Genomic DNA, 12754 nt, shown 5'->3' with positions numbered 1-12754 from the left:
GCGCTCACCCTGGGGACGTCATCCCCAGGGTGAGCGCCGCCTGGTTGCTGCAGCCGGGCCGCCTCAGGGTGGGTATCACCAACCCATCGAGGAGGAAGCCATGACTGAGATCACCCTGATCACCGGAGCCAACCGAGGTATCGGCCGCGCAACTGCGCTGGAACTTGCCAGGCGCGGCTACGACGTGATCCTGACCTACCGCTCGCACGGGCAGGAGGCCGATGCCGTGGTCGCCGAGATCGTGGCAATGGGACGCCGCGCCGCCGCGGTCGGCTCGACGTCGCGGACGCCGCGTCCATCGCTCCGTTCGCGGATGCGCTCAGGTCGGTGCTTGCCGAGCAGTGGGCGGGCGCACCCCTGACGGCGGTCGTGAACAACGCGGGCCAGGGAGCGGACACCACGCTGGCGACCACCGACGCAGACACGCTGGACGCCTTGTACGCGACTCATGTGCGCGGCGTCTATCTCCTGACCCAGGCGCTGACGGCACCAGAGAACGGCGGCGCGCTGCTCGCGGACGGCGGCGCGGTGGTGCTGCTGGGTACGGGCCTCACGCGCTTTGTGCACGTGGGTCGCGACGCCTACGCGGCCATGAAGGGAGCGGTGGACGTGCTGACTCGTTACTGGGCACAGGAGCTCGGCCCGCGCGGGATCCGCGTCAATCAGGTGGCGCCGGGTCCCGTCGAGACCGCCTTCTCTGGCTGGGAGGGCAACGAGCAGGTGCGCCGGGTGTTTGCCGACGGCACGGCGCTGGGGCGGTCGGCGACGGCGGATGACATCGCGGGCGTCATCGCTGGCGTGCTGGATAGCGGTGCCGCGTGGGTGACGGCCCAGCGTATCGAGGCCTCGGGCGGGTACCGCCTGTAGTCCTACGCGAGAGACGCGAAACCGATGACCGCGGCGACGAAGGCCACGGCGGCGAGCACGAGTGCGGTCGAGATCAGCACCAGATGCACGGTGAAGAACCGTGTGCGTGCACCCGCGGCATCGGTGGAGCGTTCGTCCGCGGCGATGCGCTAGAGGAACGGGGGCCACACCGTGAACGAGAAGACGGCGTTGATGAGGAGCACGAGGCTGAGGAAGAGGACCACTGTCGCACTGTAGGCGATGGATCGCGCTGCGCGGTGCGGCCGCCGATGCATGATCCGGGGTGATGAGCCCCGGCGGCCACACTCGCGTGCGGGGGTAGGACCTAGGTCCTGTGACGAGTGTACGTGACGCCGGCGGGTGCGCGTGACCCGGCGTGTCGCGGCGCCGCTGCGTCGCACTGCGTTTGCGATGGTGTCGAAGTGGTGTCACCATGACGTCATGGAACTTGTGCACTACACCGAAGAGCTTCAGCGTCAGTTGATTGCCGCGGCGGGAGCGGGCACCGACGAGACGCGTGAGACGGCCGAACGCCTCGCCGCCGCACTCGACGCCGCCGCGCGACTGGTGCTCGTCGAGGCGCTCTCGGAAGCCGCGGGCGAGATCACCCGCGACCTCGCGCCCGGCTCCGTCGACCTCCGCGTCAGGGGCAGGGACGTCGCCTTTGTGGTCACGCGACCCGAGCCCGAGACGGAAGCCTGCGCCCGCCGCATCGGCCGCTCCCGAGGTGGCCGCGGACGATGAGGCGACCTCGCGCACCACCCTGCGACTTCCCGACGCCCTCAAGCAGCAGGCCGAGGGCGCCGCCGCTGCGGAGGGACTGTCGCTGAATACGTGGCTGGTGAGGGCGGTCGCCGCGGCGGTCAACCCCGGACCGCAGTCGCGACGTGGCCGCTCCGCCGCGTCCTACCAGGGGTGGGTCCGATGACCGCGCGTGAGATCACCGGCGTCAGGGTCGAGATCCCGGCCGGGCGGATCGAGGTCGTGGGTGTCGCCGGCCGCGCCGAGGTGTCGGTCGTGGTCAACCCGTCCAACCGGCTGCGCTCCGGCGACAGGGAGGCGGCCGAGAACGCCAACGTGGAGCGCATCGGCGACATTGTGGTGGTGACGGTGCCTGTCCGTACCTCCATGCTGGGCAGGCCCGACGCGGTCGACGTCATCGTCGAAGGCCCCGAAGGGCTTCACGTGGACGCCTCCACCAAGTACGGCGAGGTGCGGCTGGTCGGACGGCTCGGCACGGCTCGCCTCGGCGCCACGTATGGCGCCATCCGGGTGGAGCGGGCCGATGCCCTCGAGGTGACAGGCGGACACGGCTCCGTTCAGGTGGGTGACGTGGTGGGCGCCGCGCAGGTGCAACTCACCAACGGCGCCGCGAAAGTGGGCCGCGTGGGCGGCACCCTCGCCGTGCGCAGCACCAACGGTTCCGTGCGGGTCGAGGACGTGGCGGGTGCCGCGAGCCTCGAGACGACGAACGGCTCGATCCAGGTGGGAAGCGCCACCGGGGGAGTCGTGGCGCGTTCCACCAATGGGTCCATCAAGGTGGACGCGCTCGTGGAGGGCGTCTCTCGTTTTGAGGCCACGCACGGCTCCGTCAAGGTGGGGGTGCGCAGGGGCGCCGCGGTGTGGCTCGACGCGAGTTCGTCGCACGGCGAGGTGCGGACCGAACTCGATGCCGATCACGGCCCCGCGCAGGGCGAGCGCACCGTGGAGTTGCATGCCAGAACCGGCTACGGCTCCATCAACGTCTACCGCGCAGGGTAGGGCGCAGGGTAGGTCGCGAGGTAGGACGCCGGCGCGTCAGTCCTCGTCGGCCTGGCGCGCCCGGTAGGCCTGAACGGCGGCGCGATTGGTGCACGTGGTGGTGCAGTACTTGCGCGAGCGGTTGCGCGACAGGTCGAAGACCACGCCGTCGCAGTCCTCCATGGCGCAGCGATCGAAGCGCCGCATCTCGTCGGCGCGGATCACGTCGATCATGCCCATGGCGGTCTCCACGAGGATGCGTTCGTGGAACGGCCGGTCCTCGTTGGTGGCGTGGATGTGCCAGTCGACGTCACCGTGGCGCACCACCTGGGGAAGTGCCTGCTGCTCGGACAGGATGGCGTTCACCAGGGGAACGGCGCCGTCGCGGCTCGCCTTGAACATTTCGCGCAGGCGCGTGCGGATCGCTCGGACCGGTTCGAGGTCCGCCGCGGTGGGGCGGTGGCCGGTGTAGTGGAAGTCGTCAAAGAACGCCTCGAGCCTGCCCAAGTTCCGTGAGGGTATCGGGCTCAGGCTCGGAGTTGGCAAGGAAGACGCCGGACTCCAGCGCCTCGGCTGTGTCACTTGCGAAGACCATTTTGACACATTACCACTTGGGGTCTACTGTCATCAGTCATGGCGACTTTGACTCATGACACGATCGCGCCCACTGTGGCGCCGCGACTCGGCTCCGGCCTTGCCTTCGCGCTCGTGGCATCGGCATCCTTTGGGTTGTCAGGGTCGCTCGGTCGCGGGCTCATGGACCTCGGCTGGACCGCGGGTGCTGCGACGCTTGTGCGCGTCGCCATTGCTGCCGCCGTCCTGCTGATCCCCGGCATCATCGCGCTTCGCGGTCGCTGGGAACTGGTGCGTCGCTCGTGGGCGACCATCGTGGCCTACGGTGCCTTCGCGGTGGCCGGCGCTCAACTCTTCTACTTCATGGCGGTGCAACACCTGCCCGTCTCGGTCGCGCTGCTCATCGAGTACCTCGCGCCCGTGGTGGTGGTGTTGTTCATGTGGCTGCGCCACGGACATCGCCCCACCCGACTCACTCTGGGCGGGGCAGGCATCGCCTTCGCCGGTCTCGTGCTGCTGCTGGACGTCCTCGGCGGTGGCGAGATCTCGATCGTGGGCATCCTGTGGGCACTGGGCGCCATGGTCGGCGCCTCGGTCTACTTCATCCTCTCCGGAGACGATTCCAACGGTCTTCCGCCCCTCACCCTCGCGGCGGGCGGCATGCTGAGCGCGCTCGCGATCCTCTCGATCGCCGCGCTCGCGGGTGTCCTGCCCGTCACCTTCGCCACCGGAACCGTCGAGTTCGTGCCCTTCGCGGTCCCGTGGTGGGCCGTCGTGCTGGTGCTCGGCATCGTGACCGCCAGCGTCTCGTATGTGGCGGGTATCGCCGCCAACCGCCGCCTGGGCAGCCGCCTGGGCTCGTTCGTGGCGCTGACCGAGGTCCTCGCGGCCGCGCTGTTCGCCTGGTTCCTGCTGGGGCAGGTGCCGGGGCCGATGCAGATTGGCGGCGCCCTCCTGGTGGTGGCGGGCGTGGTGGTGGTCAAGGCTCGGTGAACGACCGGCCGAGACTCCTCTCGAGTCGCTCCTCGAGCCGCCCGCGGTCTCCGATCCCCCCGCACCCGTGGCTGTCTGACACCACCCCCTAGACCTGGCGGTCCGGGCCGGCGCACTCCCCTCCTTGCGCGCCGCCCGGGCCGCCACTTTCTATTCCCTGGGTGTTGTCGTGCCGATCCGACGGCGTACTGCCGGGGAGCAGTGCTACCCGACGCTCACCAGGTGAAGGCGCCCTCCACCCAGGTGGCGGGAAGCACGTCATCCACCCACGCGGGGAGGAGGGCGCCGTACAGGTGGGGGAACAGTTCTGCGGATCCCTCATCGATCACCTCGACGCCCGCGGCGCGTGCCTTCGACTCGTCCACGACGAGGACCACGAGGTCCGCGGGCTGGTCGGGCCAGATGCGCGCCGCGGTGGCCGCGCACTGGTGCGGATACGAGAAGTGAATGAACCCCTCGTCCGCGAGTGTGAGGTCGCGGCCCGAGAGCTCGTAGGCGCCGGCGTCGCGGCCCGCCTCCCAGTCGGTGCGGCGCGTCACATGAAGAATCGTCACCGTGCCAGTGTGGCAGGCCTCGTGGGAGACGGTGCGAGCGCGTGGTGCACCGGTGTCTAGCCGATGCGCTGGCGAAGGCTCCGCGTGCTGCGCGCGCACGGCCGCAGGAACCGTGGCGCCAAACCGCGTGAGGAACGCGTCGGTGTCGTCGGCCTCCTCGGCGAGCGCCGCGCGGTCGATGGCGAACAGTGCTGCCCAGTCCTCGGGCGAGACCGCGGCGCCGCGCAGGTCGATGTCACCGTCGACCGGGACAACGCCATGGGGTGAGTTGACGCCGTCCAGGGCGCCCTCCACGCGGCCGACGATCCACGCCAGCACCCGCGCGTTCTCGGAGAATCCCGGCCACAGGAAGCGGCCGTCTGCCCCCTTGCGGAACCAGTTGACCTGGAAGATGGCCGGCGCGGTAGCCCCCAGGCGGGCGCCGACGTCGAGCCAATGCCGCCAGTGGTCGGCCATGTCGGTGCCACAGAACGGCAGCATGGCGAAGGGGTCGCGGCGAAGTTCGCCGACGGTGCCTTCGGCCGCCGCGGTGCGCTCTGACGCGAGCGTCGCGCCAAGGTAGACGCCATGCTCCCAGTCCCGAGCCTGGGCGACGAGCGGCACGTTGGTGGCGCGCCGCCCCCGAAGACGATGGCGTCGACCGGCACGCCTGCGGGGTCGTCCCACGTCTCGGCGATGGTGGCGCATTGCGCGGCCGCGACGGTGAAGCGCGAGTTGGGGTGGGCGGCCGGCGTGGGGGAGTCGGGCGTCCAGTCGCGACCCCGCCAATCGATGAGGTGAGCGGGCGGCTGGTCCGTGAGGCCCTCCCACCACACGTCACCGTCGTCGGTCAGCGCCACGTTGGTGAAGATCACGTCATGCGACAGCATGTCCACCGCCACGGGGTTCGTGTCGGGTCCCGTGCCGGGGGCGACGCCGAAGAAGCCGGCCTCGGGGTTGATGGCGCGCAGCCTGCCGTCGGGGCCGGGCGCGAGCCACGCGATGTCATCGCCGATGGTCTCGACGATCCAGCCGGGGATGGTGGGTTGAAGCATCGCGAAGTTGGTCTTGCCGCACGCACTGGGGAAGGCTGCGGCGACGTGGAAGGCGCGCCCCGCGGGGGTGGTGACCTTGAGGAGCAGCATGTGGGCGGCGAGCCAGCCTTCGTCGCGCCCCAGCACGGACGCGATGCGCAGCGCGAAGGCCTTCTTTGCGAGGATGGCGTTGCCGCCGTAGGCGGAGCCGTAGGACCAGATCTCGCGCGACTCGGGGAAGTGCACGATGTACTTGGTGGGGTTGCAGGGCCACGGCGCGTCGGGCTGCCCGTCCACCAGCGGGGCGCCCACCGTGTGCACGGCCGGGATCCAGGGGGTGTCGGGGCCGATCTGCGCGAGCGCTGCCTCGCCCATGCGGGTCATCGTCGCGGTCGAGAGCACCACGTAAGGGGAGTCGGTGACCTGCACGCCGAGCCGGGCGAGATCGCTGCCGACCGGCCCCATCGAGAACGGCATCACATACATGGTGCGCCCGCGCATGGCGCCCGCGAAGAGCGTGTCGAGGGTGGCGCGCATCTGCTCCGGGTCCACCCAGTTGTTGGTGGGGCCCGCATCGGCCCGCACGCGCGAGCAGATGAAGGTGCGTGACTCGACTCTGGCGACGTCGTCGGGATGCGAGCGCGCGAGGTAGGAGCCGGGCCGCAGGCTGGGGTTGAGGGCAACGAGCGTGCCCGCCGCGACCAGGACGGCCGTGAGGCCCTGCCGTTCCTCCTCGGACCCATCGCACCAGTGGACCTTGTCCGGGAGCAGGTGGCTGGCGAGGCGCTCGACCCACGCGGTCACGCTGGAGGGGGCCGATGCGGGAGCCGAGGTCAAGACGTCGGCGGCGGTCACGGTCATGGTCACTCCTCGTTGAGTTCCGTACTGGTGAAGATGGGCCGTGTCTTCACCGTAAGCAGCCCTCGTGGTCGACTGTCGTGATCGTTGACCATGAATTTTCGCGATTCTTGGCCTACCGTGAAGTGATGGCGGATCTGACCACGCTGGGACGGCGCATTCGGCACTTTCGCGCGGAGGCGGGCCTCACGCTGGATCAGGTGAGCGATGCGACGGGCACCGCGTCCAGCCACCTGTCGCTCATCGAGAACGGCAGGCGCGAGCCGCGGCTGTCTCTCCTCGAGGCGATCGCGGAGGCGCTCGGGGTCAGCGCGGCCGCCCTGCTCGATCCCTCGCCTCCCAGCGCCCGCGCCGCCCTGGAGATCGAGCTCGAGCGGGCGCAGGCGGCTCCCGCCTACCGCGAACTCGGGCTGCCGCACCTTCGGCCCACCCGAGCGATGACGGATGAGACGCTGCGAGCCGTGGTGGGGCTTCACCGCGAACTGGACCGCCGCGCGCGCCGGGCCATCGCCACTCCCGAGCAGGCGCGGCAGGCGAATACCCGCCTGCGCCACGACATGCGAGAGGTGAACAACTACCTGCCCGAGGTCGAGGTGCTCGCCCAGGAGGCGACCACCCGCGTGGGCCACCACGCGGGTGCCCTCACGCATCGGACGGTGGCACAGATGGCCGACCAGGTGGGCCTCAGCATCGTCCACACCGATGACCTCCCGCATTCCGCGCGGTGCGTGGTCGACATGGACAGGGGGCGCATCTACATCCCGCCTGCCTCCATCCCCGGGGGCCACGGGCTCCGCTCCCTCGCGCTGCAAGCCATCGCGCATCAGGTGCTCGAGCATCGGCCGCCCGAGGACTACGGCGACTTTCTGCGCCAACGACTGGAGGCCGCCTACTTCGCCGCGGCATGCCTGATGCCGAGGGCGGCCTCGGTGGCGTTCCTCGTGGAGGCGAAGCGTGAGCACAACATCGCCATCGAGGACCTGCGGGACGCGTTCGGGGTCACGCACGAGGCGGCCGCGCTGAGGTTCACCAACCTCGCCACCGAGCACCTCGGCCTCACCCTTCACTATGTGCGCGTCAGCGGCGACGGGACCGTGACCGGCGCCTACGAGAACGACGGGCTCCCCTTGCCGCTCGACGCCACGGGATCCACGGAGGGCGAAGTGGTGTGTCGCTTCTGGAGCGCTCGCCGGGCGTTCGCGCGGCGCACCAGAACCACGGAGCACTACCAGTACACGGACACCCCCGCCGGAACGTTCTTTGAGTCCACGCAGACCGGGACGGGGAACCCCGACGACTTCTCGATCACCCTCGGGGTGCCGTACCGGGAGTCGCGGTGGTTCCGCGGGCGCGAGACGCCGTGGAGGGAGACGTCAGCCTGTCCCGATGCGGCGTGCTGCCGGCGCCCCGAGGATGGCCTCGCGGAGCGCTGGGAGGGCAAGGGCTGGGCGAGTCCTCGCGTACGAAGCCACCTCTTCGCGCCTCTCCCGCATGGCACCTACCCGGGAGTGGACGACCGTGAACTGTACGAGTTTCTCGAGTCTCACGCCGGTCTGGACGCCTAGGACGCCGCCCCTGAACGACGCATGGCGCGCCACCCCATGCGGGGTGACGCGCCATGCGTCGTGGGAACCACTGTTAGGGCAAGGTGTCGCAGGCAGACATGTCGCCGTCCGCGTCGAGCCGCGCGAAGTCGCCGTAATACGGGTAGTACTTGAGGAACCACGCCTGGGCCTGCGCATGGGTGGCGAAGTCCGCGCAGTCCTTGTCGGCAGGCATCGACGGCTGCGACGGCGTCGACGCGGGCGGGTTGCAGTTCGTCGAGTACAGCGGCGTGCCCTTGCCGGTGTCGTAGCGGTACAGGAAGGCCGCCATGGCCTCGCGTGAGATGGCGTCCTTCGGGCGGTACTCGCGGCAGCCATACCCGGTGTCGTTTCCGGTGGTGATGCCCTCGGTAGCCAGCCAGTCAATCTCGCGGTAGAACTTGGCGGACCTGGGGACATCGGTGAACAGGGCCGCGCCCTCGTACCAGTGGCTGTCGCCCGAGGCCCGGTAGAGGAAGGCGGCCATGGCCTCGCGTGAGATGTTGTCGCGAGGCCGGAAGGTGCCGTCCGGCCAACCGGTGGTGATGCCCTTCTTCGCCAGCCACACGATCTCCGTGTAGAACTGATCCGACTTCTTCACGTCCTTGAACGGCGAGGCTCGCGGGCAAGGTAACTCGCGGCGACCCTTCGAGTCGGTACAGGAAGGCGGCAAAGGCCTCGCGGGTGACCGCGGACTTGGGGCGGAACGTGCCGTCCGCGTAGCCGGTGGAAATGCCCTGGTTGGCGAGCCAGGTGATCTCCGCGCGGAACTGGTGGGGCGGGAACGTCGCTGAAGCGGTGTCCCGACGCGCTCGCGGGTGCGCCCATGAAGGCTCCGGCGGCCAGAGCGATGATGATGGCGGCCACGGCCGCGCGGGTCAGGCGCGCGTGAGCCACAACTCGGGTGAGCATGTGATTCCCCCTCAGAAATCAGTAGTGCCGTGTCGACCGTGACGCGGTCTCGCGAGGCTACCAGCGTCGCGACATGGCTGTGCCTAGCCGAAGACGGCGAGCGCAATGCCCGCCAGCGCCGCAGCCACCAAGCCGATGCCGACCAGGTCCGGCCTACGCGTGAAGGCGCCGCCGGCCCGGGCTCGGCGGCCCGAGCATCGTCCTTGGCGGGAACGGGAGAGGAAGCCGGGGCGGCGGAAGCCTCGGCCGCGGGAGCCGCACGGTAGGCGTCCCACGCTGACGTGATGAGGGCCGCCACCTCGGCCGATGCCCCGTCCTCGGGGGACTTCAGGCGGTCACGGCCCGAACGCGCGGGGGCCGCGAAGGAGCCCACCTTGGTGCCGTCGTCGCCCACGAGCTCCAGCGACCAGTGAGCCTCCAGCCCGGCGAGCCTCGAGAACGGAATCGCCACGGTCTGCGTGACGTTGCGGAACTCCACGGCATCGCCGCCGACGGCCACGGCGGGCCGGAGGAAGGCCGCCGCACCCACCGCGGCGAAGGCCACGGCGACGCCGAAGCCCACGGAGAACCCGTTGAGGCCCGAACCGATCAGGCCTGAATGAGGAGGATCGCCGCGCCCAAGCCCACACACAGCCATCCCCATACCTGCGACGACCGGCTGCGATAGATCTCCATGGCGACCATCGTCGCACGCGGCGACCACCGCATCGGCCGTGTGGGCACGCTCGCTATACAATGGGCCGGTCCGTCCCGTTCGGGACCGCCACATCCCTCAACGAAACGAGACCCTGCTATGCCTGTGCGCTCCGACCTGCGCAATGTCGCGATCGTCGCCCACGTCGACCACGGAAAGACCACCCTCGTGGACGGCATGCTCGTCCAGGGCGGCGCCTACGGCGACCACGCCCACGTCGAGGAGCGTGCCATGGACTCGGGCGACCTCGAGCGCGAGAAGGGCATCACCATCCTCGCAAAGAACACCGCCATCCGTTACACGGGTGAGGCGGCGACCGAGGGCGGCGTCACCATCAACGTGATCGACACCCCCGGCCACGCCGACTTCGGTGGCGAGGTCGAGCGCGGCCTGTCGATGGTCGACGGCGTGGTGCTCCTCGTCGACGCGTCGGAGGGCCCGCTGCCTCAGACCCGCTTCGTGCTGCGCAAGGCGCTGGCGGCCAAGGCTCCCCGTCATCATCGTCGTCAACAAGGTTGACCGCCCGGACGCCCGCATCGACGAGGTCGTCGAGGAGACTCACGACCTGCTGCTCGGTCTCGCCTCCGACCTGTCGGACGAGGTCCCCGACCTCGACGTCGACTCGCTGCTCGAGGTGCCCGTCGTCTACGCGTCCGCGAAGGCCGGTCGCGCCTCGCTGAACCAGCCCGCGGACGGCGACCTGCCCGACTCGGAGAACCTCGAGCCGCTGTTCCAGACCATCATGCAGCGCATCCCCGGCCCCGCCTTCGAGGAGGGCCACCCGCTGCAGGCGCACGTCACCAACCTCGATGCCTCGCCGTTCCTCGGCCGCCTCGCGCTGCTGCGCGTCTTCAACGGCGAGCCTGCGTAAGGGCCAGCAGGTCGCGTGGGCGCGTGCCGACGGCTCGACCCAGACCGTGAAGATCACCGAACTGCTCGAGACCAAGGGCCTCGAGCGCGTCCCCGCCGAGGTGGCGCGTCCCGGAGACATCGTCGCCGTCGCCGGTATCGAGGAGATCACCATCGGTGAGACCCTCACCGACATCAACGACCCGCGTCCGCTGCCGCGCATCACGGTTGACGACCCCGCGATCTCGATGACCATCGGTATCAACACGTCGCCGCTGGCCGGCCGCGTCAAGGGCGCCAAGGTCACCGCGCGTCAGGTCAAGGACCGTCTCGACAAGGAGCCTCATCGGCAACGTGTCGCTGCGCGTCCTGCCCACGGACCGCCCCGACGCCTGGGAGGTGCAGGGCCGCGGCGAGCTCGCACTGGCCATCCTCGTCGAGCAGATGCGCCGCGAGGGCTTCGAGGCTCACCGTCGGTAAGCCCGTCGTCGTCACCAAGGAGATCGACGGCAAGAAGCACGAGCCGATGGAGCACATGACCATCGACGTGCCCGAGGAGCACCTGGGCGCCGTCACGCAGGCTCATGGCGAGCCGCAAGGGCCGCATGGAGTCGATGTCCAACCACGGCACCGGCTGGGTGCGCATGGAGTTCATCGTTCCCGCGCGTGGCCTCATCGGCTTCCGCTCGACCTTCCTCACCGAAACCCGCGGCACCGGCATCGCCTCGTCGCTTTCGCACGGCTACGCGCCGTGGGCCGGCCTCATCGAGTACCGCACCAACGGCTCGCTCGTCGCCGACCGCCAGGGCGCCGTGACCACGAACGCCCTGCTCACCCTCCAGGACCGCGGCACCTTCTTCGTGAAGCCCACCGAGGAGACCTACGAGGGCATGGTCGTCGGCGAGAACTCTCGCAACGAGGACATGGACATCAACATCACCAAGGAGAAGAAGCTCAACAACATCCGTTCCGCCACGGGTGACGAGCTCGAGCGCCTCACGCCTCCCCGCCGGTGACCCTCGAGGAGTCTCTCGAGTTCGCCAGCGACGACGAGTGCGTCGAGGTGACGCCGGAGAACATCCGCATCCGCAAGGTGATCCTCGACGCCACCGAGCGTGGCCGCGCCGCCTCGCGCGCCAAGCGCCAGGGCTAGGTCTTTCCGGCTCGTCGTGTGGCCCCGTCCGGTTCGCCGGGCGGGGCCACACGCGTTTGTGGTCCCGGTCCCGCACGAGGCTCCCCGTGCGACTACTGGTGCGACTCCCAAGGTATGGCGTGGCGGGTGGGGCTGGTGAGGCGGCCACGGCATCGGCCCGATGCTCAGAAGCCACCTGAGTCACTCCGTACCTTGGGAGTCGGTGGGGGAGCGGGCGGGTTGAGTCGACCGGCGGCCAGGGTGGCGGCACCGGTGCGGGTGGGCCACCGCCTATCCTGGACGGCATGAAGGACTCCGTCGGCTACCTCATCATCGCCGTCGCGGGACTCTTGGTCGCCACCGTCGGCGCTATCGCGTATCGCTCCATTCCTCCCTACGGAGACGTGCTGAGTGTGGTGATGGTGCTGCTTGCGGCCGTGTTCTCGCGGACGTGGTTGTCGTGGATGGGTCTGGGGCTCTTCGCGGGCGTGTGGGCAGTGCTGACCTACGTGTGGACGCTCGAGGGGCCCGGTGGTTCGGTGTTGATCGCCGCCGACGGGCTTGGTTACGGCTGGCTCGCCGGTGGCGTGGGCGCAATCGTGGTGGCGTCACTGCTGCCCAGGAAGGCTGTTGGTGGGGGACGATGTCGAAGGCTAAGAATGCGGCCCGGCTCGAGGCCGAGGCACAGGTCGAGCGCAGGCGCCAGGGGGCGGCACATCGCGCGCTGCGGTCGCGAGCCGCACGCGGCAAGGGCGCGCGCTCGGAGGCAAGCCCCGCTGCGGTAGCCGCCGTGGAGCACACCCCGACGGCGGAACTGGCGGCGCCCACGTGGCTTGCTGCCGAGGTCGTCGACACCCCGCCGCTCGGCTCCGCATCGACGTCGGCCGATGCTGCAGCGGCCACGACTCCCGACGAGCCAGATGCCGACACCCGCGCCGTGACCCGCGTCAGCGCCGCGGCGGCAGCAGGTGCACTGACCGAGGGCG

General features: G+C 69.9%; 12 protein-coding genes and 2 pseudogenes. 9 read left to right on the top strand and 5 right to left on the bottom strand.

The annotated features are described in order from the left end of the window. Positions 1-100: 100 nt before the first annotated feature. On the top strand, positions 101-361 hold the full coding sequence (locus tag QQK48_RS04775; protein WP_284327659.1) for an SDR family NAD(P)-dependent oxidoreductase: 261 nt from the start codon (positions 101-103) through the stop codon (positions 359-361). After that, entirely contained in the window at positions 328-867 is a 540-nt protein-coding gene (locus QQK48_RS04770) for an SDR family NAD(P)-dependent oxidoreductase (protein WP_284327658.1), read from the top strand. Before QQK48_RS04775 ends, QQK48_RS04770 begins: the two co-directional genes overlap by 34 nt. 2 nt (positions 868-869) lie before the next feature. On the opposite strand, the gene QQK48_RS21250 is transcribed toward QQK48_RS04770, so the two are convergent. Beyond that, positions 870-956 carry a hypothetical protein gene (locus QQK48_RS21250; RefSeq protein ID WP_431308398.1) on the bottom strand — a complete coding sequence of 29 codons (87 nt, stop codon included), beginning with the start codon at positions 954-956 and terminating at the stop codon, positions 870-872. 352 nt (positions 957-1308) lie between these two features. Between QQK48_RS21250 and QQK48_RS04760 the strand changes: the two genes are divergently transcribed. From QQK48_RS04760 to QQK48_RS04750, 3 genes are read left to right on the top strand one after another with little or no spacing between them, the layout of a single operon-like run. Then, positions 1309-1611 carry a hypothetical protein gene (locus QQK48_RS04760; protein WP_284327656.1) on the top strand — a complete coding sequence of 101 codons (303 nt, stop codon included), beginning with the start codon at positions 1309-1311 and terminating at the stop codon, positions 1609-1611. Then, positions 1595-1795, top strand: coding sequence for a toxin-antitoxin system HicB family antitoxin (locus tag QQK48_RS04755; RefSeq protein WP_284327655.1), 201 nt, complete (start codon positions 1595-1597; stop codon positions 1793-1795). The genes QQK48_RS04760 and QQK48_RS04755 overlap by 17 nt, the downstream gene beginning before the upstream one ends. Beyond that, positions 1792-2628 (top strand): DUF4097 family beta strand repeat-containing protein, encoded by an 837-nt coding sequence (locus tag QQK48_RS04750; protein ID WP_284327654.1) that lies wholly within the window; start codon positions 1792-1794, stop codon positions 2626-2628. The genes QQK48_RS04755 and QQK48_RS04750 overlap by 4 nt, the downstream gene beginning before the upstream one ends. 36 nt (positions 2629-2664) lie before the next feature. On the opposite strand, the gene QQK48_RS04745 is transcribed toward QQK48_RS04750, so the two are convergent. Beyond that, positions 2665-3114 (bottom strand): CGNR zinc finger domain-containing protein, encoded by a 450-nt coding sequence (locus QQK48_RS04745; protein ID WP_284327653.1) that lies wholly within the window; start codon positions 3112-3114, stop codon positions 2665-2667. 162 nt (positions 3115-3276) lie between these two features. Between QQK48_RS04745 and QQK48_RS04740 the strand changes: the two genes are divergently transcribed. After that, positions 3277-4173, top strand: coding sequence for an EamA family transporter (locus QQK48_RS04740; RefSeq protein WP_284327652.1), 897 nt, complete (start codon positions 3277-3279; stop codon positions 4171-4173). A gap of 215 nt (positions 4174-4388) precedes the next feature. Here the strand turns inward: QQK48_RS04740 and QQK48_RS04735 are convergent, their stop codons facing one another. After that, the gene (locus tag QQK48_RS04735) at positions 4389-4727 is read right to left on the bottom strand and encodes a DUF952 domain-containing protein (protein WP_284329307.1); all 339 of its coding nucleotides are present in this window, start codon (positions 4725-4727) and stop codon (positions 4389-4391) included. 81 nt (positions 4728-4808) lie between these two features. Next, positions 4809-6601, bottom strand: a pseudogene (locus tag QQK48_RS04730) (phosphoenolpyruvate carboxykinase (GTP)); the annotation flags it as partial. A gap of 125 nt (positions 6602-6726) precedes the next feature. Between QQK48_RS04730 and QQK48_RS04725 the strand changes: the two are divergent. Beyond that, complete coding sequence (locus QQK48_RS04725) at positions 6727-8163, top strand: helix-turn-helix domain-containing protein (protein ID WP_284327651.1); 1437 nt, start codon at positions 6727-6729, stop codon at positions 8161-8163. A gap of 73 nt (positions 8164-8236) precedes the next feature. Here QQK48_RS04725 and QQK48_RS04720 read toward each other — a convergent pair whose 3' ends face one another. Then, positions 8237-8749 (bottom strand): S-layer homology domain-containing protein, encoded by a 513-nt coding sequence (locus tag QQK48_RS04720; protein ID WP_284329306.1) that lies wholly within the window; start codon positions 8747-8749, stop codon positions 8237-8239. Between the two features lie 1137 nt (positions 8750-9886). Between QQK48_RS04720 and typA the strand changes: the two are divergent. Next, positions 9887-11789 (top strand): annotated as a pseudogene (typA, locus tag QQK48_RS21245) (translational GTPase TypA). A gap of 284 nt (positions 11790-12073) precedes the next feature. Then, positions 12074-12553: a hypothetical protein gene (locus QQK48_RS04710; RefSeq protein ID WP_284327650.1), complete on the top strand. Its 480-nt coding sequence runs from the start codon at positions 12074-12076 to the stop codon at positions 12551-12553. The last annotated feature ends 201 nt before the right edge of the window (positions 12554-12754 follow it).

This window comes from Demequina litorisediminis (assembly GCF_030161615.1).
Classification (GTDB): Bacteria; Actinomycetota; Actinomycetes; order Actinomycetales; family Demequinaceae; genus Demequina; species Demequina litorisediminis.
The sequence above is the reverse complement of the archived record's forward strand: the minus strand, read 5'-3'. Positions and strand labels throughout refer to the sequence as shown.